The following is a 23,424-nucleotide window of genomic DNA, read 5'->3' on the forward strand; positions in this document are numbered from 1 at the left end:
CCTACCAGTTGCTTCCTGCCATGATCAGTACCTGGCTTTCATTTCCGTATTTCAATTCATTAACAAAGGTTTCCATTCCATCCTCCAGCGGGATCATAGAAATACCCCTCCGTTCATATTCTTTTTCCAGGCTGGCCGAAACCATACCCGCACCTTTCCATGGCCCCCAGTTGATCGCCATCACCTTACCACTGATCTTTTCTTTCAGTGCCCAGGCATACCTGTCCATCACACTGTTTGCTGCGGCATAGTCGGTTTGTCCGCGGTTACCATAAACCGAAGCGATACTCGAGAAGAAAATAACAAACTGGGTTTCCGGACGTAATTGTTCGGCAAGCACCCTTAACGGCGTAACCTTGGTATCGAATACCCGCTGGAAAGAATCCAGGGTTTTGCTGTGAAACAATTTATCTTCCAGCAAACCTGCGCCATGAATAACCCCGTCTATGCGGTCACATTTCTGGTAAACCTTATGGATAAAACGCCTTAAGCCCTCTTCATCCCGCAAATCAAGCGCGGTATAATCGACCACACAGCCACTTTGTTCTAGAGCTGTAATGGTTTGCAGGATCTGGTTGTTTTTATAGATCCTCGAAGTTTCCTGTTCTATCTCTGCAGGTTTTCTGCTGTTGCCCTGCCGGATCAGAAAACTTCTGATCTCTTCTTTGCTTTCCAAGGCGGCATAAGCTTCCAGACCATTCTGGCGAGGATCAGGCGAACGGCCCACCAGGATATACCTGCAAGGATGTTCCTGTGCAAAATGGAGCATCAGTTTTGAAGTAATGCCCTGGGCACCACCAAGCACGAGTACAACGCCATCTTTATCCAGTTGAATCGGAGAACCTGCAGCATGGCCGGTAACCAGTTCAGAAGGAATAAGCTCCAGGATCTGTCTGTTGAGGCCATCATAAATGACCTCAGAAGGCGCATCCGGATGTAAGATTTCATTTAAAGTGATGCGGGCGATTTCTTCTGCCTGCATTTTGGAGGTGAGGCTCACCAGCCTGCATTTGGTGTTTTCGTATTCCTTGTCCAGACTTTTGAATAAACCGGAGTAACCCTGGAAATGTCTTAAGGTACTGATGTCAGAACCTTCGTTCCAATGGCCTTTCGTATCCGAGACTAAATACACCCATTTCAGTTCTTCTAAGTCAATCGACTTGATCATGCCCAGATGGTCGATCAGGCTGTTCTTTTTAGGTGCAGAAAATAAGTTCAACAAGATGATGCCCTGATACCCTTTCAAAGGGGTATTTAAGCTAACAATATCCACCTCTGCACCATGTTGCTCAAATAAGGCTTTGATCGCAGGGGCTTGTGCACCCTGATCATCCGTTACCGCAAAGCGAAGACCGCGGAGTCCGGAAGGCTCTGCATTCAGGAGTTCGGAAGGAATCAGCTCAAAGCGGAGCCTGGACAAGGTTTCTTTTTTACCGGTGGTTTCTTCAGAGGCTTCTGTGCCCGACTCCGCAATCCAATCCACCAATCCGTTCAGACTTTTGATGGATGCCAGTTTCTCCATGATGTTCTCCTCTGCATCTTCTCCCTGGTTAAAGCCAATTTTTATTTTCAGCTCGCCAATGATCTCCATTCGTTTAATGGAGTCAATACTTAAATCAGCTTCCAAATCCAGGTCCAGGCCAAGCATATCCTGCGGATAACCTGTTTTTTCACTCACTATAGCCAATAGTACCCCGGTCAGTTCTTTTTTGCTGAAAGTCGCCGTAGCCTTTGGTTCAGCGGCTTCTGTCTGTTCCTGCGGGCTGGCCTGTGCATGTTCTTTAATCCAGTTGACCAGGCCGTTCAGGGTTTTAATCCCTGCCAGCTGCTCCATAAAAAGGTCTGCATTTTCATCGCTTGTACTAAAGCCACCAAGTGCCGTTCTTAATGCACCGATGATCTCCATACGTTTAATAGAATCTATACTCAAATCCGCTTCCAGATCCATTTCCATGCCCAGCATTTCCTGCGGATAGCCGGTTTTGTCGCTCACCACCTGCAGCAACACCAGTTTAACATCCAGGTTTTTTGCCGGAGATGCAGGTTGTGCAACTGCTGGCTGCGGACTAGGGCTTGCTGTGGCCTGACTTTGTCTTTGAGGCGATTCAGTTTTATTGGCCGCCGGCTGGATTTGTGGTGCCTGCTGGAAGAAAGCCGGCTGGCCAATTGATGGGTTCTGACCCAGAAAAGAGAGCATCACATCCCTTTGGGACTGGATCATCATCTTCATGGTGTTCAGGTATTCCTGCATCATTTGTTCAGCAGGATTTGATGGTATATATATCGTTTCTTTTTTAAGTGGCGTATCTTTCATCTTCAAAGGTTCTGTGATTGGTAAAGCACCATAGGCGGGTAATTTTCCTGTAGAAGGAACGGCATGCTGACCATCTACAATCCATACCGATGCTTTTTTCTTGTACTGATCCGGCTGTTCGAGATCCAGTAAGCGGGCTTCGCGGCCTTCAAACAGTTTCTCCAGATGGACAGGACGACCCGTGGCCATATAATCTGCAATGGTGCAAAGCAGATGTGTGATCTTATTGTGGCCATTGTCTTCTGCATGCAGCAACAATTCTTCTTTACCTAAACAATTTTTAGCTAAAGCACTTAAAACCTTGCCCGGGCCCACTTCTATAAAGATCCTGGCCCCATCGGCATACATTTGCTGTACCTGTTCTACAAACTGTACGGGTTTTACCAGGTGTTCACACAGTCTTTGTTTCACCTGTTCTCCTTTTACCGGATACAGGCCGGCTGTGGTATTTGACCAAACCGGACGTTCCAGGGTATGGAAAGGAACCTTATCCAGAACTTCCTTGTAGAGATCTTTAGACCGGGCAACAATCGGGCTGTGAAAAGCACAGGCCACCTCCAGACGCTTAAAAGAAAGTTTGGCTGTTTTCAGTGTTTCACTCAGTTTTTCTATTGCGGGTGTTGTTCCTGCCAAAACCAATTGTCCCGGCGAGTTGAAATTAACGGCATATACATCCTGCAGACCGTCAATAAATTTATAGATGTCTTCTTCTTTGCAGCTTACCGCGATCATCGCGCCAGTGTCTTCACCTTCTACGGCTTCCAGGATAGCCCTGGCCCGTTGTTCGCTCAGATGAACCAGCTGATCTGCGTCAAAAGCACCGGCAAAACACAAGGCCGGAAGTTCTCCGTAACTGTGTCCGGCTACCATATCCGGTTCTATACCCAGGTCTTTCAGGAAATTGGCCAAAGCCAGATCTACAATACCCAACAGCGGCTGGGCCATCCTGGTGTCTTTAATTCGTTCCTTTTGTGCTTTAAGGGCTGCGTCGCTAAACACCGCATTCGGAAACAGCACCTGTTCGTATATACTGTGGCCTTTTAATAAGCTGCGCATGGCGGGAAAGATCACAAAAAGATCTCTGGCCATATTGATTCGCTGACTGCCTTGTCCGGGAAACATAAAGGCCACTTTGCCCTCCTTTTTACGGGTAATATAGGTGTCCTTGCTTTCAACACCAGATAAAGCCAGGTCGATTTTCATAATCAGGTCTTCATCCCGGTCGGCCACAATACTCAGTTGTACCGGCTTGCTGCTTCCTGTGGCGAGGCTAAAGGCAATGTCTTTTAAACTGATGTTGTCATTTCCTTCCAGTAAGGTTTTTACTGCACTCAACTGTGCACTGGCTTCTTCATATGTATTTCCCCTGAACACAAAAAGTTCCGATGGCCAGGATTGCAATACCGCTGAAGGCTTTGCTGCAGGACCGCTTTCGATCACCGCGTGGAAATTGGTGCCGCCAAAACCAAAGGCACTGATACCGGCATAGCGTTTCTCTTCCATCCACAAGCCTGCCTCTGTGTGGAAAGCAAAAGGACTGGTGGCAGGGTTATAATAACTGTTTGGATTTTTGAGGTGGATGGTCGGTGGCTTTACCCCGTGATGTACCGCCAGGGTAGCCTTGATCAGACCAGCCAGACCAGCAGCACATTTGGTATGCCCAATCTGTGTTTTTACAGAGCCCAGATGGGTCTGACCAGCGAGGGCTCCGGATTGGTTCAACATATCGGTCAAAGCACTGAGTTCTGTCTTATCGCCCACTACCGTACCTGTTCCATGGGCTTCTACCAGGCCAAGAACTGCAGGAGAGATCCCTGCCTGATCATAAGCACGGGCCAGAGCTTTCACCTGCCCGGATTTCCTTGGTGCAGTAAGGCCCAGGCTTTTCCCATCACTGGAACCACCAATGCCTTGTATCACTGCATATATTTTATCGCCATCCCGGATGGCATCTTCTTCCCGTTTCAAGACCAGCATGGCTACCCCTTCGCCAAGGGCAATTCCATCTGCCTCAGCATCAAAAGTGGCACATCTGCCCTTGCGGGAGAGTGCATGTGTGCTGGAAAACATCAGGTAATCGTTAATTCCGTTGTGCAGGTCTGCTCCACCAGCCAGTACCATATCCGATTTCTCTAAGAACAATTCCTGGCAGGCCAGGTCAAGGGCGGCCAGTGAAGAGGCACAAGCGGCATCAACCGTAAAGTTTCTTCCGCCCAGGTTCAAACGGTTGGTGATGCGCCCAGAAATCACATTGGCTAAAATCCCGGGAAAGGAGTCTTCCGTTGTTTTAGGAAGGGCAGCATCCAGTTCTTCGGGCATTTCTCCAAAGACCTGTTTGTAAAATCCTCTGAAGCTATAACTGTTGGCCAGGTCGTTTCCGCCTTCGGCACCAATGATCACCGATACATTTTCCGCATTGAAATTCCCGTCTGTATAGCCCGCGTTTTCCATGGCCTGCTTGGCCACCATTAAACTCAGGAGTTGTGTAGGTTCTATCGCAGCCAGAGACTGCGGAGGAATACCATATTCTAACGGATCAAAATCTATTTTAGGGATAAAGCCACCCCATTTGGAATGAGACATGTCGCCAGCGCTGGATTCCGGGTTGTAATACAGCTGCTTGTTCCAGCGCTCATCAGGCACTTCAGTTACGGCGTCCTGTCCCAGTACAATATTCCTCCAGTATTCTTCTATGTTTTTTGCACCCGGGAAAATACAGGCCATGCCCACAATAGCAACATGGAGGGATTTCTCTTTGGCTTCTGGAGGTGCTGGAAGCAGGGCTTCCTGTATATAGGTATAGTTTCCTTCTGCTACATCTTTGTGCAGATCAAGGATGGAAATTACTTTGTTCCACATGGCGGCCACCTGGCCAATCATATACATGCCCAGGTTCAGCTGGCCTTGCTCGTCAATAGCCACCAGCTGGTCGCCCTGACGTTCAATTCCTTTCGCCGCAATACGCAGACGACCCACATTTAGGGTTTCCAGTTTGGCCCAGATTTCTTTTTTATCTACACCAGCTTTCAGGAGCCGTTGTTTCTCTTCGTTAAAGAACAGGGCAAAATTTGAATTCAAACAACGGGTCTCGTGACCCGGCGCGGTTTCCAGCAATACGGTATCCTCAGATTGACAAGCCTGCTCCTGGAACTGCTCCCCGATAGCCCCGGTCTGAACAGCTTCTTTGGTATATAAGTAAGCAGTACCCATCAATACGCCCACCTTTACCCCTTTAGCAGCGATAGAAGCAGACATCACCGCGACAAAAGCTGAGGATAGCGCATCGTGGATGCCCCCGGCAAAGAAAACACTGATTTCTTCGGGTTTATCCTCCTGAAGCAGCCTTTCTATTTGCTTTTCCCAGAGCACCATACTAGACAATGGCCCCACATGGCCACCGCATTCCCGGCCCTCAAATACAAACCTCCGGGCGCCCTCTTTCAGGAACATGTCCAGCAGCGATACCGAAGGCACATGAAGGAAAGTTTTGATGCCTAATTTTTCCAAAGGTTTAGCCTGTGAAGGCCTTCCCCCGGCAATAAGGACCACCGGCGGCATTTCTGCTTTAATGTAGTCTAATTGTTCTTCGCGTAATTCTGCTGGTGCAAATCCCAAGATTCCTACACCCCAGGGGCGGTTACCAGAACGTTGTTTGGTTTCCCGGATCAGTTCTTTGGCTTGCTGGCCTTTGAGTAAAGACAAGGCAATAAAAGGCAAAGCACCCGCTTCGCCCACGGCCTGGGCAAAAGGAGCAACATCACTTACGCGGGTCATTGGACCTTGTGCAATGGGGTAAGTGATCTGAAGGTCCTGTGCCAGGGCATTATCAGGACGGATCACATTTAAGGATTTGGCCTGGTTCAGGTGACCGTAGATGGCCTCCTTAAATCCAAAGATCATTTTATCCAGCTTTCCATAACGCGCTGCCAGATCTGTGGCCAGTGCAATATCCTGTCCCATTGGGAGGTAACTTTTCTCCAGGTCAAAATCTTTAAAATGAGTGCCGAGTGTTTCTTCGGACACCTCCTCAGCCAGCACAGGAGAGTTTGGACGTGCCAACACCCTGTAACGACCGATCAGTTTGGTTTCGTTACCATTGAGTTTTTCGCAGACCTGTTTGATGGCAGCCGGAACAGTACATTCCGGAAACAAGACCAATTGACTGTCCAGGACCACACCCGCAGCTCCGCAAGCCACTAATGCAGCGGCGGTATGACTACCCACGCCCCCCTGAACATATACCGGGATATCTTTAATTTCCTGGATGACACGCTGGAACAAAATATAAGAAGATTCATAGCCCACCCGGCCTGCACCTTCGTTGCCTTTTATGATGATTCCATCTGCCTTTTCTACCCGAGCATTTCGGGCTTCTTCCAGATTGTGCACCTGGTAAAACAATTTTGTGTCATTTTGCCTGGAGATGCTCAGACCATAAGGTGCAATAACCAGCTGTGTTTGAGCAGGAAGCTTCAGGTCTTTAAGATCAGCGTTACTGAAACAGACACCGAAACCTGCAGAAGATTTTTTGGCCAGCTGTTCCAGGGCCTCCTGGGCCGGTTCGAGGTTTCTACCCAAATGCAGCACGGGAAAAGCACCTGCTTTTTCGAGGGCAAGTACGAGTGATAGATCCGGTTTTTCAAAGGGCGTTATTCCGATTATCAATGGGGTTTTCATGAGTAGGGAGGATTTTGTAGGGTTTTATGGTGTTTTATAGGAATTCTTAGAGCAATATTTCAAGGTGTTACGTTTTTTCTGGCGAAAAACATCAGGATTTTTTATAAAAACACCATAACGTTGAAAAAAAACAGGCTGTGTTAAATAATTGTTACCAAATTTTTAGAAAAACAGTTAATCGTGTTTGCCCTGTGCTTTTATAATAACAAAACTAGGAATCAAAAAAGGGATAACCCTTTTTTCTGGTATAATGAACAAAAAGAATAAAGCAGGTTTTAGTCACCAAGTCGGGACAGGTCTTTAAATGGATCAAATCAGGGTAGAGCTGAAATATCTTAAAAAATCACTATTTTGCACCCAATGCAATTCAAAGAGATTACCGGACAAGAAGCCATAAAAGAACAGTTGTTGCAAACTGTTGCGGAGAACAGGGTGAGCCATGCACAGCTCTTTCTTTCCTGCGACGGCAGTGGGGCATTGCCATTGGCTATTGCCTATGCGCAATACATCAATTGCTTGGACAAAACCCCGATGGACAGTTGTGGGGTCTGCTCTTCCTGCAGAAAATATGAGCGTTATATCCATCCCGACCTTCACTTTTCTTATCCTTTCTTTGCCTCAAAAGATGTAAAGATAGCGGTGGATGTGCTGGACGAATGGAGGAGTATGCTGCTCGAAGATCCCTATTTTGACCTTGACATCTGGCGTTCCAAACTGAGTGCAGAGAACAAACAGGCCAATATCAATATTGCCGAATGTCACGACATCATCAAAAAATTAAGTTATAAAGCTTTTGAAGGGGAAACGAAAGTGCTGATCATGTGGCTTCCGGAATTTTTGGATAAAGAAGGAAATTCCCTGCTTAAAATTATTGAGGAACCACCTAAAAACACCTTGTTTATCCTGGTGGCCAATAACCAGGAGCAAATCTTATCGACTCTGTTATCCAGGACCCAGATTGTAAAAATCCCTAAGTTGCCGGATGCCACCATAGAGAATTACCTCGTGGAACAACATGGACTGAGCCAGCAACAGGCCACTGAATATAGTTTCCTGGCCGATGGTAATTTAATAGAAGCCAAATTGCTGGTGGAGCATACCCAGAACGATCATGCCGATAAATTTGCGGAGTGGCTGCGGATGGGGTATGGAAACCGCGTACTGGACCTGATCGGTTTTACAGAGCAGGCTGCGGGTTGGGGAAGAGAAAACCAAAAAAACTTCCTGAAATACGGGATCAGCTTTCTAAGAGAATGCAGTTTGCTGCTGAGCGGGGCAGAAGATCTGGTGAAACTTCCGGCAAGGACCATGGACACTGCAAAAAAATTATCTGCGCATGTACTGACTTTAAATATGGCTGAGGCCATCATTTCTGAATTGGAACTGGCGCATTACCATATAGAAAGGAATGCAAATCCTAAAATTCTGTTTTTAGATGTATCTTTACAGCTAGTCAAAATAATTAAGTTTAAAACGCTCCCGAAAGGGACTCAATATATATATAGTTAATATGGGATGTGGAAGTTGTTCGACGGGTGGCGGTTGTGCCCCTGCAGGCTGCAAAAGTAATGGCTCTTGCCTTACAGGTGGATGCGGCAAAATGGAAGTATACGATTGGCTGTCTAATTTGGATATGCCATCAAATTATGCTCCTTTCCCGGTTATCGAAGTTAAATTTAAAGGCGCAAGGAAAGAATTTTTCCTGAACAGCGACAATATATACCTGGAGATTGGCGAGTTGATCGCCGTTGAAGGACCAACCGGAGGATACGATATCGGTCATGTTTCTTTAACTGGTGAACTGGTGAGGACACAGATGAAACGTCGTAAAACCAATATGGACCAGGTGACCCGAAAAGTTTACCGCAAGGCAACAGAAGCTGATGTGGAGAAATGGAAGGTAGCCAAGGACATGGAATGGGAAACGATGCATAAGGCCCGTAAACTGGCTTTAGATCTTCGTTTATCGATGAAAATCAGTGACGTGGATTACCAGGGGGATAAGACCAAAGCGACTTTCTTCTATACGGCAGAAGGCCGGGTGGATTTCAGGGAGCTGATTAAAAAGATGGCAGAAACGTTCAGGATCAGGATCGAAATGCGCCAGATCGGGATGCGTCAGGAAGCCGGAAGATTGGGTGGAATTGGCTCCTGCGGGCGCGAATTGTGCTGCTCTACCTGGCTTACGAACTTTAAAACGGTATCTACAGCTGCGGCCCGGTACCAGAACCTGTCTCTCAATACCTTAAAACTTGCCGGCCAGTGTGGTAAGCTGAAATGCTGCCTGAACTATGAACTGGATACTTACCTGGATGCCCTAAAAGACATTCCGGATAGAATTGACAGTTTGCAAACGGAGGTTGGTGTGGCACGTCACCAGAAAACAGACATCTTTAAAAAAGTGATGTGGTTCAGTTATGCCAATCAGGAAGACTGGATCCCTTTGAAAGTAGATCGTGTAAAAGAGATCATGGCCATGAATAAAAAAGGCCAGAAACCAGTCAATTTAAAAGAAGAGGCTGTTTTCCTGGCTACAGCAGCCGTTGTTGAAAAGGTACACGATTACGAAAATGTGGTTGGACAGGATAGCCTGACCCGTTTGGACGAGAAGAGAAAACAAGGCAACCGCCAGAAAAACGGTGCTCCGCGCAACAATAACAACAACAGACCAGAAAAAGCCGGACGTCCTGGACAACAGCAGCAGGCAAAAAATAAACCTGAACAAGGCAAAAAACCAGAGCAGGGTAAGAAACCTGAACAAGGTAAAAAGCCGGAACAGGTTAAAAAGCAAGAAAACAGAAGACCGGAACAGCCTAAAAAGGCACCGGGAGAAGGTCAAAAACCAGCTAAAGTACCTGCCGATCCAACAGTAGCAGGGCAAACTCCGGCCGCAACTGGCCAGCCTTCAGCGAGCAGGAACAGGAATAGAAATAACCGCAGACGTAACAAGCCCTCATCGGATAAACCCAAAAATGAAGCAGAATAAATCCCTGGTTTTTTCTTTATGGAGTATCGCTTTGCTAGCGGTCGTTTTATGGGGCGGTTGCACCACCAATAATGTCACCGACCTGAATGTGTCTATGGACCAGCACAGGTGGAGTTATATCAATAAGGTGAGTGCAACCGTAGACATCAAAGATCCTGCAAAAGCGTATAATATTTTTTTCAGACTGCGGCATACGGCTGACTACAGGTATTCTAATATTTATATCTTATTTCACCTTAAACCAGCGGGGGGTAAAAAAGTAACCCGGAGGTATGGTTTTAAACTGGCTCAGTCAGATGGGCAATGGCTTGGTTCGGGCTCGGGTAATTTGTTTACCTATACCTTTCCTTTGTTGACTCATTATCGTTTTCCGGCTGCGGGAAAATATGAACTGGTGATTGAGCAGAACATGAGGGACAACCCTTTGCAGGAGGTCAGTGATGCGGGGATCACCGTGAGCACTGTAGAATAATAGATTTAGGGCATTATGGAAACCCGGCCTGTATATTGGCTATTAGCCACCCTTTGCCGATCATCAGATACAAAAGAAATATAAGTTTCCAGTAGTTCATTCTTCATGGAAGTTTTGATCTTTAGAACTTCCTGGCCATCGGTTCTCCTGGCCCCGCTTTTTACAAAACAGCATTTTTTAATCCGGGGTGCATAAGCCATCAGCATCACCTGGTCATCGTTTTCTGTCCAGTGTGCTCCCTGACTCATTTCCCAGGTAAATTTCAATTCATCTCCAATTCGTTCAACAGTTGGGTTCTCTGCTACCGAAAGCGTTCCTGTACTCAGAATCACCCGGGTATAATCCATTTCTACCTCCGGGTAATAACCGCTGAGGGCATTGGGTTTATTAGATGAAACCGCTACGTTATGATAGTTTTTTGTTGTACCTTTAGCTACAGGGTTAAAGGCTGTTTTGAGGAATGACTTCATCGGATCGAGAAATTCTACGATAACGGCCATTTGCAGGCAATTGTTGAGTTGATCTATAGAAAGTTTTTTGTTCTTGTGACCTTCTATCCGAATGATGTTTTGTCCGTTAAGTTCGTATCCTATAATATTGGCCACTTTACCTCTGAAAGGACCAAGGATACCGTTGTCTAGTTTTCCCATTGTTTTCCTGTTTTAAATTAATGTTGTTATTACTGAGTTCATGCCAAGAACGTACTTGGTTCAGTACTATTAGTGTATTGTGAGCGCCTTTTTAAAGTTATTTTAGGATTGCTTTACAGTTGTGGCCCTATGGAGGCCCTAGAAGGGGCCTGGCAACCCCCTGGCAAGGCCCTAGAAGATGTTAACTTGGTGGCCACTGTGTATGAGCTGTTTGGCGTCTAAGCCAGTTCATTACCTGGTTTGCTTTTTCCCGGCCTACCTTGACTCGATTGGTCGTTTTAGGGCTAAGCGTAAGGAGCAATCCACGATTTTCTGTTTTTTCGATGCTTTTTACTGCTGTACAGCTGATGATATAAGCTCGGCTTATCTTATTGAATAATGTTGGATCCAGCTGGGGTTGCAGTTCTTCTATAGAATGCCATAATATTTTGCTTTGTCCGTCATGGGTTTTTAAAATGGTATTGGGGCCATCTTTATAGGCGTAGGCGATGTCTTCTATTGGTATCTTTTCCTGACTGTTGCCATTTGGAACCATAAAAAAACGTGTATAGTTTTGTTGTTCTTGCCATTGTTGATCTTGTGCTGTTTGGGCAATGTTTCCCATTTTTTTGAAGAGTTTAGTTTGATAAACGAGGCAGAAAATGATATTGGCTCCAACTGTAAACAAGATCACCAGAGGCAGGATGTGACGGCTGTACAACATGGTAATATTTAGTCCCAGAAGGTCAAAATAGCTCTTGGAGCAAACAATAGCAAAAAGTATAGGGGTTACTATACCTATGAAGAACTGAAGGATAGAGCGTTTAAGAAATTGTTCCTCCCATTTGTATTTTCGGTTCAGCCAGTCATTGGCCCATAGTATCAAAAAGAAAAAAAGGAAGGATATAGTATACGTAGTTGCAAAGCCAGGAATAAAGGACGGCCTGCGCAATATAACTGGAATATGGGCTATGGAAAAAGGCCAGAACAAGATGGTGGTAAACAGTAATGGAACCAGGAATAGGATCCGGTTATTGATGAAGCCAATCTCCTCTTCTTTAGGCTTTTCTTCGTTTTTAGATCTGGTGTCTTTTCTTGTCCTTTTCATAGTGTGATTAGCGTGTTCCTTAAATTTATATAAAATCGATATTGGAGTGGTAGCCAGAAATGGAGCTTTGAGAATTTATGTACATTTCAGGTGTTAAATATGTACACTTCGCATAAAATATATTTTTCAACACTGTTTTTTTCTGTTCCAAGTGTAGTATTCCAGAAGATCAGGATGATAAAAAATCCGTTCGCCAGTCTCTTCGGTTTGTTTCTTGGGTATCTAGAAGGTTTATTTCATTTTTTCTTTTCTTATTTAATTAATGTGTAAATAGTGATATTTTAAATTACAACACATACATTGGTATCCTTAACCAATTAAAAACAGTATGGGAGATTATTTAGCAACAAGAATTTTTCTGGAATTCTCTGCTGATATTGTGTCTGTTGATGCAATACAAGCAGTCGCAGGCACATCAAAAGATAAGTTTGCGTCTACAATTATTGGAAAACCTGATCTTTTCAATTGCGAAGAGACTAATGGCAGGTACATATGGAAGTTAAAGCCCGAAATTCTGGGACAGCATTTATATCCTTTTTTAAAGGAATATTATAAGGATGCTTGTAAGGCCAACCCGAATTATTTAGAGGAGCACTGTAGATCTATTTTATCTTTTCTGGAGAACTGGCCAGCTATTCCAGAACTGTTTCAGTTTTTAAGTGATAGCTTTAACCGTGTTTTTGGTCATGATAGGGTGGAGCATGTGACCTCTGTGGATGATAAAATGATTCCTGTACGGGCATCTGCTATACGGTTAACGATGGGAGAAAGGGTTTTTTATGAGGAGATCCATTCTTATCTCAAATTCTTTGAACAAACCCTTAGAGTGCATTACGATGGTAATCCATTAAGTAGTTGTCTGGTTATTGATGTAAATTAGTAAATCTGAATTAGATAGATAAGCAAGATGGAACCAGGTAAAAAGATGATCTCCGTTATTAGTAGATACAATCTAAATGGGGTATTACTCGAAACTTATCCGAATGCGGGAATTGCCGCAAAGGCAATGAAACGTTCGTGTAGGTTTATTTCTTATGCTACCCAAGGCAAAAGGATAATAACCGCGGCTGGTTATGTTTGGCGGCGTGGTGCCGAACCTGAAATTGATCTTGATCCTTTATTGAAATTGCGCTGGCTTCATAATTCTCCTTTGGCCAGCAAACAGCATACTGTCGCTCAGTATGATCTGGAGGGTAAATTGGTTAATACTTATGTAAATACCAAAGTGGCCGGTAAAGCTGTGGGAATGCATTATCAGGGGATTCGAAGAGTGATGAGGGGGCAAGGTTTGACTTGTGGTGGTTTCATTTGGAGTAAAGAGATTAAAAAGAAGATCAAGGTAGATCCGAGAATAAAAGTGGATACAACGATTTCTCAATATGACTTGGATGGAAGATGGATTCAGTCTTTTAAGAGTGCTTATATTGCGGGGAAGGTCACCGGTATTGATGACAGCAGTATTGGGCATGTAATTCATGGAAGAGTGCTTGCTGCGGGTAATTTTCTTTGGCGGAAAGGAGCGGCGCTCCGCATTAATGTTAATGAGTTGCGTCGGCATAAATGTTATGAGGGTTCGACTTTACAAAGGCATATGAAAATGAAGCGAAAGATGGCAGCTCAAGGTTGAGATTAAAGGATCTTTGATGGTTAGAGCAAAGGCATCAACTGTTCCAGAGCCATCCCTCTTGATCCTTTTAATAAAACAAGGCTGTTTTTTACCGGATTCGCTTGTAAAAATTCTCGGGCTTCCTGGGGTGTCGTAAAGAACTGGCCTTTGTATTTGTCTTTATAAGCATAGAAATCTTTCCCGATAAAGACTAAGGTATTTAACCCCGCTTGTTCTGCTTTTGCGGCGATCTGGTCATGTTGTTCAAGCGATTCTGGCCCGAGTTCAAACATATCACCTATTATGGCCACCTTGTTTTCTGCAGACAGACCTTTTATATTGGTCAGGGCAGCAGACATACTGCTTGGATTGGCATTGTAAAAATCGCAGATAACGATGTTGGACTCTGTTTTGGTGAGTTGTGAGCGGTTGTTGCTTGGGAAATAATTGGCCAGGCCATTATTGATTGCTGTTGCATCAAGTTCAAAGAACTGTCCTATGCAAATGGCTGCTAGTATATTTTCGAAATTGTAGGCGCCAGTGAGGTTTGCTTTTACATTCTGCTGTTGTGCAGGGGCACTTTGCCCTGTCCAGCTGATCTCAATGAAAGGATCTGCTTTAATTAAGGTTCCGGAAACGGAGTTGTCGGTTTCTGTGCCGACTGTGGTGCCGTAGTAGACTATTTTATTTAGGCCTGCTGTGTCGCTCATCTCCATTAAATAAGAATTGTTGTGGTTGATGAAGGCATAACCATCATGTTGTTTCAGATAGGCATACAGTTCTGCCTTTCCTTTTTTAACGCCTTCAAATCCACCAAATCCATCCAGATGCGCCATGCCTACATTGGTGATCAAGCCATGGGTAGGCTGGGACAATGTGCATAAGAATTCAATTTCTTTCTGGTGGTTGGCGCCCATTTCTATAACGGCAATTTCTGTTTCATCATGGATGGAAAGGAGGGATAGTGGTACACCTATATGGTTGTTTAAATTGCCTTTGGTGGCAAAGGTTTTGTATTTCTGGCTGAGTACGGCATTGATCAGTTCTTTAGTGGTGGTTTTTCCATTGCTCCCTGTTAGGCCAATCACAGGGATATTCAATTGCTGGCGGTGGTGTTTGGACAGTTCCTGCAAGGTGGTCAAGACATCTTCTACTAAAATACATTGCGCATTGATCTGGTAGCTCGGATTGTCTATGATGGCATAGGCGGCACCTTGTTCCAGCGCTTGTGCAGCGAAGGTATTGGCGTCAAAGTGTTCTCCCTTTAAGGCAAAAAACAGGCAGCCCCTGGTGATGTTCCTGGTATCGGTAGAAATGGTTCTGTGTGTTAAATAGTGCTGATAAAGAGATTCGATGTTTGACATGCGGGTTAAAAAGAATTGAATGTATAGGTAAAATTACACTATGGATCACAAACAAAAAATTATCTTTAGTATTTTGGAGTATATTTATTCTTATGAAGCATCTTTTTCTCTCTCTTTTACTGGCTGGCACAATGGTTTCAGTTCAGGCGCAAACCAAATCGCCGGATGATTATTTAGGCTATAAACTGGGCAGTCATTTTACGCCGCACCAAAAAGTGGTGGATTATTTTAAGTATGTGGCTTCTGTACATAAGAATATAAAGCTGATCTCTTACGGGAAATCAAATGAAGGGAAAGAGCTGCTGGTCGCTGTAGTTTCTTCTGAAAATAATATAGGCAGACTGGAGGAAATCCGGAAAAATAACCTGCTGATGAGTAAGGCTGGCAAAAGGGATTTTGAACTGGCTAAACAGCCAGTGGTGCTTTGGCTGAGTTATAATGTGCACGGTAATGAAGCCAGTTCTACGGAAACTTCTATGAAGACCTTATATACTTTGGCCGAAGGTACTGCCGCAAATGTAAAGCAATGGCTGAGCAATACGGTGGTCATTATAGATCCTTGTTTGAACCCGGACGGACGGGACAGGTATGTGAATTTTTTTAATTCTGTAGTTGGGAGTGTTCCCAATGCGGATCCGGAAGCAAGGGAGCACATGGAACCCTGGCCAAGAGGGCGTTCAAACCATTATTATTTTGATTTGAACCGGGATTGGGCCTGGCAAACACAAGTAGAAACGCAGCAGCGTTTGGCTTTGTACCAGAACTGGATGCCGGAAGTGCATGTAGATTTTCATGAACAGAGTTATAATGAACCATATTATTTTGCTCCGGCAGCAGAACCGGTTCATCAGGATATCAATTCCTGGCAAAGGGAGTTCCAGGTCATTGCGGGAAAAAACAATGCGAAGTATTTTGATCAGAACGGCTGGCAGTATTTTACCAAAGAGCGCTTTGATTTGTTGTATCCTTCTTATGGGGATACTTATCCTTTATATAATGGTGCGATTGGGATGACTTATGAACAGGGGGGGATTAATGCTGGTTTGGCTGTGGTAACTGCAGATAAAGATACCTTGACCCTGAAAGACAGGATTGCGCACCATTTTACCACGAGTATGGCGACTTTGGAGTCGGTTTCTACGCATAAAGAAAGATTGTTGACGGAATTTGCTGCTTATTTTGAGCGCTCGGTTGCTTCGCCTCCGGGTAATTACCAAAGCTATGTGGTGAAAGCGGATAATTTGCCAAGATTGAAAAAGCTGGCCAGATTGCTGGCTAAAAATCAAATTGAATTTTCTTTTGGGGGAACGCAGCAGTTGAGCGGGTTTAATTTTGAAACCCGTAAATCCGGGAATTTTAAGCTGGAGCGAAATGACCTGGTGTTGAATTTACATCAGCCAAAGGCGGTACTGGCGAGTGTATTGTTTGAACCTTCTACGGTGGTGACGGATTCTAATACCTATGATATTACGGCCTGGGCATTGCCTTATGCTTATGGTTTAACGGCATATGCACTAAAGGAGCCGATAAAGGGAAGTTATGCAGATCTGGCTGAAGCGACCGTTACGAGAAAAGTGGTGAAGGATCCTTATGCCTGGGCCTTTTCCTGGAATTCTATGGAAGATGCGCAGGTGTTGATGGCTTTGCAGCGGTCTGGAATTAAAGTGCGGGTGGCTGAAGAAGCTTTTACTTCGGACGGTCAGAGCTATAAGCCAGGAACTTTATTGGTATACAGGAGAGAAAATGAGAAAATTTTCCCTCAGGTGGGCACCAGGGTAGAGGCGATTGCGGATCAGTTTGGGCTGCCATTAAGATATGTAATGAGTGGTTTTGTAGATAAGGGAAGAGATTTTGGGTCTTCGGCTTATACGCTGTTGACAATGCCCAAGGTTGGAATTGTTTCCGGGCCGGAAACCGCATCGCTTGCTGTCGGCGAGGTGTGGGCCTTTTTTGATCAGGAGTTAAAGTACCCGGTATCGATGATTGGTGTGCAAAATCTTAGTGATTTGGATCTGAATAAGATCAATGTGTTGGTATTGCCTGATGGAAATTATCCAAAAGATCTACATGAAAAACTAGACGATTGGGTAGATAATGGGGGTAAGCTGATTTTGATGGAAGGGGCTATTGCTGCTTTTGCTGATAAAAAGCCTTATGAAATTAAAAAGAAGGAAGAGGTGGTGAAAGTGGACAAGAAAAAGCAGCACAGTTATAAGGATAGGGAAAAGGATGATTTTGAGGATGCGATTCCTGGTGCTATATATAAGGTTAGCCTGGATAAATCACATCCAATGAGTTGGGGATTGGATCATTATTATACGTTAATGACGGAGGACAAAATTTATGAGCCGTTAACGGAGGGCTGGAATGTGGGGATGTTGAAGCCTGGGGGCTATGTTGCCGGGTTGGCAGGAAAGAATGCGCAACGGAAATTGGATAACGGGCTTCTGCTGGGCGTGCAGCCGATTGGCCGGGGAAGTGTGGTCTATTTGGGAAGTGATGTTTTGTTTAGATTGTTTTGGGAAAGTGGCAAACAGCTTTTTGTTAATTCTGTTTTTTTAGTGAATTAATTGCTAAAATATTGTTTTACTAGGGTTTATGGAATATTTATATTGAATTATTTTCTTGTTTTTGATAAATGTTCAGTAAATTAACAGAACATTTATCGAGATCTGCCTACTTATCTGCTATCTATGGAAAAATTCATACACAATTTGATGCATTTTAGACTGCATGAGTTCTGCGGAGTCTCCTCTGGAAGAATAGTTGGGGTTTGTGGGGAGACGGACCTGATTCCTTTTTTATCAAAAGTTTCTGTCAAAAGTAAAAGGATCCCGCCTTTTGACCATCCGCCTAGATTTTAATTAAGCTTTTTTGTATAAAGCAAAATGAGGTTAAAAACCCATTAAAAAGCAATTAAAAAGCAATTAAAATTTATGGTAGTGCATCTTTGAAGAACTTATTTTCAATAACTTCATTTATAACATTATTATTATTCACCTAAATTTATTTATTTATGAAAAAACTTATACTTAGTTTGTTCATGGTTTTCGCGGTTGCTGTTGCAGCAATAGCCCAGGATCGAACAATTACAGGTACTGTAACGGGAAAGGATGATGGACTTCCTGTTCCTGGCGTTTCAGTTAAACTAAGAGGTACCGCAACAGGTACCGCAACAGGGTCGGACGGAAAGTACGCCATCAAGGTACCTTCTGGAAATGCAATACTTGATTTCTCTTCCATAGGTTATACTTCTCAAACTGTCACAGTTGGCACAGGAAACGTAGTGAACGTTTCACTTACTGCTGATGCAAAAACACTTGGCGAGGTTGTTGTAACTGCCATGGGAATTAAGCGGGAAACCAAGTCTCTTGGATATGCTGTAACAAAGGTTAGTGGAGATGAATTGACAAAAGCCAGAGAGACAAATATTGTAAATTCACTTGCTGGAAAAGTTGCGGGTGTTAGAATTAGCTCTCAATCCGGTACGTTAGGTGGTTCGTCAAAAATCGTGATCCGCGGGGGATCGTCGTTTAATGATGCCAGCCAGCCGCTTTTTGTAGTCGATGGTTTACCTGTTGATAATGGGGCTCCAATGGTCTCTACGTCTGCTGGTGCAGTTCCGCAAGGAAGTGCTGGAACTGATTTTGGTAACCGTGCATCGGATATCAATTCTGATGATGTTGAATCTATGGTTGTTCTAAAAGGTGCTGCAGCTACCGCATTGTACGGTGCAAGAGCAAAAAATGGAGCAATTGTAATTACAACAAAACGAGGAGCGAAAGGACAATCAACAATTTCTTTTAATTCTACCACCAGGTTTGACAATATTCTTGTTCTTCCAAAAATTCAGAATGAATATGCACAGGGTACCCAAGGTGTATATGACCGCGCTTCATTAAATGCCTGGGGACCAAAATTAAGTGAGGTTCAGGGGCGTACATTTACAGATTTTTTAGGCAATCAGGTGGCATTGACTGCACACCCGGACAATGCGAAGAACTTTTTTAATACGGGTAAGACCTATATCAATTCCATCTCATTTGAGGGCGCAGATGATAAAGGCGATTATCGCTTAGGGTATACAAGCAATGTCCAAAGCGGTATAATTGAAAAGCAAAAGCTAAATAAGAATGCGATTTCTTTTAATGCAGGGCGTAAAATTTCAGATAAATTTGAAGTAAGAGCAAATATTAACTACACAAGAACTAAAGGTGAGGGTATGCCTACCCAAAGTTCTAATGACCCCAATGTATTGATTGGAACAAACTATTTGCCAACCAACTTTGATATAGAGCAGATCAAGAATAATTATATTGATCCTGTAACAAAGGCGCAAATTACGATAACACCAAGCAGAAATGGTAACAACCCTTATTGGATTATCAATAATAATACGTCTTCCAATGTCGTGGACAGGTTTTTTGGGAATGGTATTCTGACTTATAAACCTTTGCCATGGTTAACGATTTCGGATAATATTGGAACGGATTTTTATAATGAAAATAGGTTCTTGCCAACTCGAAATGGAACAATCGGAGCATTGACCGGAAGTTTTATTAATGCCAATCTTTATAATAGAGTAATTAATAATGATTTTATTGTAACAGCGGATAGAAAACTGACACCTGATTTGGACTTAAAGGTAATTGCAGGACACAATGTTTATGAACGTTATTCAAGATCGGATCAGGCTTATGCTCAAAATCTAACGGTAGATGAGCTTTATAATTTTTCAAATGCAGCTTCTGTAATTAATCAAAATGATTTGTCTAAAAGGAGAATCATGGGTATTTATGGCGATGTAGGTTTGTCGTATAAAAATTACTTGTTTTTAAATGTGACAGGCCGTAACGACTTTAGTTCTACCTTGCCAACAGCAAATAATTCTTATTTTTATCCTTCTGTAAGTTCTGGTTTCGTATTTAGTGAACTTATTCCTCAAAACGACTGGTTGAGTTATGGTAAATTGAGAGCAAGTTGGGCTAATGTGGGTAGTGATGCACCACCATATTCACTAGCCTTTACTTATGCTGGACAGACCACGGCCTTTGCTCAATATGGTTTTGGATCTTCTTTCCCTTTCAATGGAGTGTTGGGATACAGCATTCCCTCAACGATACCCAATCCGAATTTAAAGCCTCAGAACCAGAATTCGATAGAATTAGGTACAGAACTTAAGTTCCTAAAAAATAGGATTAGTCTGGATGTAACCTATTATAACAGTAATACGAGCGACCAAATTGTTAATTTATCATTGCCACAGTCTACCGGCTTTGCGTTCAAGACAGTTAATGCGGGGTCGGTTAGAAACAAAGGGATTGAAATTGCCTTGGGCCTGATCCCAATAAAATCCAGAGATTTTAACTGGAACCTGGATGTTAATTTTGCTGCAAACAAGCAGGTGGTTACACTTCCTGCTGATCTTACTACTTATCCTTTAGCCAGTGGTTGGAGTGGTTTGCAGATTAAAGCAGAAACAGGAAAAGCTTTTGGTATTTATGGTGGAGCATGGGAGCGTGATCCAAATGGAAATATCGTAATAGATGCGAATACTGGTTTAAGAAAAGTGGTGAACGATCAGCGGTTGGGTAATACTGCACCTGACTGGACAATGGGAATTAACAACACGTTTTCTTACAAGAATTTTAGTCTGAGCTTCCTGGTGGACATCAGAGAGGGTGGAATCATGTTCTCTAATACGGTTGCGACCTTAAGAAGTTCAGGACTTGCAGAAGAGACGCTTGCAAATCGAGGTAATATATTTATTGATAAAGGGGTGATTTTGAAGAATGGAGCATATGTCCCAAATACTGTTCCTGTTCAAAGTATGGAAGATTACTGGGGGCAGTATACCTCTGAAAATACAGAGTCAAGTATTTTTGACGCTTCTTTTATTAAGCTTAGAGAGGTGAATTTCTCCTATAAAATCCCTTCAGCCTTCTTACAGCAAAAAGTTAAATTTATTAAAGGGCTTGAGTTAGGTATTGAAGGCAGAAATCTATGGTTGATAAAGTCTCATGTTCCTAATATTGATCCTGAGGCGAATCTTTTTGGGACTACAAGTAATGGTGAGGGCGTTGAGTTTAATAATTTTCCTTCAACAAGAACTATTGGGTTTAACTTACGTGTAAAAATTTAGAAGATAAAAAAATGAAAAAGATATATATATACTTAATGGTTTTTGGAATGGTCTCTGGCCTTTCCTTGTCCTCCTGCAAAAAGTATCTGGATGTCAATAAGGACCCAAATACGGCAGAAAGGGTTGATCCAAAATTGCTTTTCTCCTATGCTGTGGTTTCTTATATCAATTTAAGGTCAAGTGGGGATTTGTATATTCCATTTGCTTTAGCCGGACAATCTATTGCGACCGGGGGAAATAATCCAACGGGATGGGGGGTGCCGTCGGAAGAGCAATATAAAATCTCCTCTTTTAGTAATGGAAATTCCTGGAGAACGTATTATACGGCTGTGGGAGCGAATTTAAAGGAAGCCATTAAACTTGCGGAGTCAAATAGTCCTGTAAATAATAATGCTGCTGCACAAAGTAAGGTTGTTTTGGCCATGGCTAGTTATGAAATTACTACTGTTTTTGGGGATGTGCCTTTTTCTGAAGCCTGGAACACGAGTATTCAGTATCCAAAGTTTGATGCGCAGAAAGATGTTCTTGAGGGTTGTTTAACCTTGCTTGATGCTGCTTTAAAACAATTTGATGATGCCAGCCCTCTAAAGATAACGGATTATGATTTATTTTATAATGGTGATTTAAATAAGTGGCGCAGGTTGGCAAATTCTGTTAAGTTAAGAATTTTAATGACCATGGTAGATAAGGATCCAACTAAAGCAGCTGCAATCGGGGCACTTGTTACAGCTGGGAATCTGATTAGTGCACCAACGGATAATTGTTTGATTAATTATCAGGATGTTTCCGGAAAGAAGAATCCTAAGTATGCGTTGAGTGAGCAGTACAATGGAAATGTTAGTTTTTTCTTTGGAACAAAAAATGTTGTTGACTTTATGCGCCCTCTGAATGATCCGAGGTTGCCTAAATTCTTTGCTAAACCTGCTGCCGCAGACAATTATTATGGGGTAGAGAATGGAGCCACAGCAGATGATAATGTGAATGTGAGAATTTCACCATCATTACAATCTGCAACTGAGCCTGAAATTTTGTTTGATTATCAGGAGGAACTTTTCTATGAAGCCGAGGTACAGGCTCGAGGACTTGGAGTACCGGTTAATTTAGCTGGTGCAAATACTTTGTATAAGAAGGCTGTTACGGAATCTTGTAAGTTTTATGGAGTGGATGCGACAGTAGCAGGTGATTTCGGTAAGGGCTTGCCCGATTTAACGTCAATGACAGCAGCAGCAGCAGTAAAGCTGATTGATATGCATCACTGGGTAGATAAAATGGATAGAGGAATTGATGCTTTTACGCAATGGAGAAGATCTGGGCCTGATGGTAGCGAAACGCCAGCATTAAAGCTTCCGATTGGAGCGCCTGCAGGACCGTTATTCAGAAGGTTTGAATATCCTATTACTAATGAAATCTCGACGAATCCTAATGCGCCTAAAAATCGGATTGTGTTTACGGAGAAAATGTGGTTTGACCTTTAATTAAGAATTGATTATGAAAAAGATTATAGTTTTAATATCCATTTTATCTGTTACCCTATTTTATTCTTGTAAAAAGAATGATTCACCAGGGGATAATTTTGGATTTGGTAATAACCTACCCCCTTACGTAACTATAGAAAGTTTGGATGACATTTCAGCTGCTCCTGGTGATACGGTAAATATTACCCTGCAGATGAGAACCAGTATACAGCAGACGGTTACGGCAACTTACTCAGCTGTGGGAGCTGTAAATGTTCCGAATGGAACGGTGGTGTTTAATAAAGAAGCGAAAGAGGCAACAGTTTCTTTTATCCTCCCGGCAAATGTTATTGCGCCTCCAGCAACGTCAGCTTCTTTCGTTTTTACGTTGGTCAAAGCACAAACTGCAGATGGAAAGGCTTTAACAATCGGACAGGATGCTAATGCTTCTGCCCAGAAAGTAAATGTTCTGATAGAGCCATAAATTTAAAAGCATTTTTTACTTAAAGCCGTCTCATAAGCCAATTGTGAGACGGCTTTTTATTTTCTTATGATATGCTCTATTCTCCGACTCCTAGGACGATAAGAACGTTTTTCTGTTTATTATACTAAAGATTATTATTGCCAAAGGCGTTGCGATAAATCTGGTTACTGTCTGTGAATTGTTAAAAA

The 23,424-nt window shown here is 43.3% G+C and carries 13 protein-coding genes; 9 read left to right on the top strand and 4 right to left on the bottom strand.

The window, feature by feature from the left end; translation table 11 throughout:
* Position 1 precedes the first annotated feature (1 nt).
* Positions 2-6,991 (bottom strand): SDR family NAD(P)-dependent oxidoreductase, encoded by a 6,990-nt coding sequence (locus R2S08_RS05215; RefSeq protein ID WP_316834134.1) that lies wholly within the window; start codon positions 6,989-6,991, stop codon positions 2-4.
* 360 nt (positions 6,992-7,351) lie between these two features.
* Between R2S08_RS05215 and R2S08_RS05220 the strand changes: the two genes are divergently transcribed.
* The 3 genes from R2S08_RS05220 to R2S08_RS05230 are packed head-to-tail and all read left to right on the top strand — an operon-like array spanning position 7,352 to position 10,449.
* On the top strand, positions 7,352-8,500 hold the full coding sequence (locus tag R2S08_RS05220; RefSeq protein WP_316834135.1) for a hypothetical protein: 1,149 nt from the start codon (positions 7,352-7,354) through the stop codon (positions 8,498-8,500).
* A 1-nt stretch (position 8,501) separates the two neighbouring features.
* Positions 8,502-9,977, top strand: coding sequence for a regulatory iron-sulfur-containing complex subunit RicT (gene ricT, locus R2S08_RS05225; protein WP_316834136.1), 1,476 nt, complete (start codon positions 8,502-8,504; stop codon positions 9,975-9,977).
* Entirely contained in the window at positions 9,964-10,449 is a 486-nt protein-coding gene (locus R2S08_RS05230) for a gliding motility lipoprotein GldH (protein WP_316834137.1), read from the top strand. The genes ricT and R2S08_RS05230 overlap by 14 nt, the downstream gene beginning before the upstream one ends.
* 5 nt (positions 10,450-10,454) lie before the next feature.
* Here the strand turns inward: R2S08_RS05230 and R2S08_RS05235 are convergent, their stop codons facing one another.
* Entirely contained in the window at positions 10,455-11,099 is a 645-nt protein-coding gene (locus R2S08_RS05235) for a DUF6266 family protein (protein ID WP_316834138.1), read from the bottom strand.
* Positions 11,100-11,280: 181 nt separating this feature from the next.
* Positions 11,281-12,186, bottom strand: coding sequence for a LytTR family DNA-binding domain-containing protein (locus R2S08_RS05240; protein ID WP_316834139.1), 906 nt, complete (start codon positions 12,184-12,186; stop codon positions 11,281-11,283).
* 328 nt (positions 12,187-12,514) lie between these two features.
* On the opposite strand from R2S08_RS05240, the gene R2S08_RS05245 reads away from it, so the two are divergent.
* Both R2S08_RS05245 and R2S08_RS05250 read left to right on the top strand, forming a co-directional pair.
* Complete coding sequence (locus R2S08_RS05245) at positions 12,515-13,066, top strand: hypothetical protein (protein WP_316834140.1); 552 nt, start codon at positions 12,515-12,517, stop codon at positions 13,064-13,066.
* A gap of 27 nt (positions 13,067-13,093) precedes the next feature.
* Entirely contained in the window at positions 13,094-13,813 is a 720-nt protein-coding gene (locus R2S08_RS05250) for an NUMOD1 domain-containing DNA-binding protein (RefSeq protein ID WP_316834141.1), read from the top strand.
* A 20-nt stretch (positions 13,814-13,833) separates the two neighbouring features.
* On the opposite strand, the gene R2S08_RS05255 is transcribed toward R2S08_RS05250, so the two are convergent.
* Entirely contained in the window at positions 13,834-15,156 is a 1,323-nt protein-coding gene (locus tag R2S08_RS05255) for a UDP-N-acetylmuramoyl-tripeptide--D-alanyl-D-alanine ligase (RefSeq protein ID WP_316834142.1), read from the bottom strand.
* Between the two features lie 92 nt (positions 15,157-15,248).
* Between R2S08_RS05255 and R2S08_RS05260 the strand changes: the two genes are divergently transcribed.
* The 4 genes from R2S08_RS05260 to R2S08_RS05275 all read left to right on the top strand — a co-directional run bounded on the left by R2S08_RS05260 (position 15,249) and on the right by R2S08_RS05275 (position 23,236).
* Complete coding sequence (locus tag R2S08_RS05260; RefSeq protein ID WP_316834143.1) at positions 15,249-17,726, top strand: M14 family metallopeptidase; 2,478 nt, start codon at positions 15,249-15,251, stop codon at positions 17,724-17,726.
* 446 nt (positions 17,727-18,172) lie between these two features.
* On the top strand, positions 18,173-21,298 hold the full coding sequence (locus tag R2S08_RS05265) for a SusC/RagA family TonB-linked outer membrane protein (protein WP_316834144.1): 3,126 nt from the start codon (positions 18,173-18,175) through the stop codon (positions 21,296-21,298).
* A gap of 11 nt (positions 21,299-21,309) precedes the next feature.
* A complete protein-coding gene (locus R2S08_RS05270) occupies positions 21,310-22,773 on the top strand; it encodes a SusD/RagB family nutrient-binding outer membrane lipoprotein (protein ID WP_316834145.1) in 1,464 nt (487 codons plus the stop codon).
* A gap of 13 nt (positions 22,774-22,786) precedes the next feature.
* Positions 22,787-23,236: a hypothetical protein gene (locus tag R2S08_RS05275; RefSeq protein ID WP_316834146.1), complete on the top strand. Its 450-nt coding sequence runs from the start codon at positions 22,787-22,789 to the stop codon at positions 23,234-23,236.
* The last annotated feature ends 188 nt before the right edge of the window (positions 23,237-23,424 follow it).

The sequence above is a fragment of the Pedobacter nutrimenti genome, assembly GCF_032678445.1.
GTDB classification, from domain to species: Bacteria; Bacteroidota; Bacteroidia; order Sphingobacteriales; family Sphingobacteriaceae; genus Pedobacter; species Pedobacter nutrimenti_A.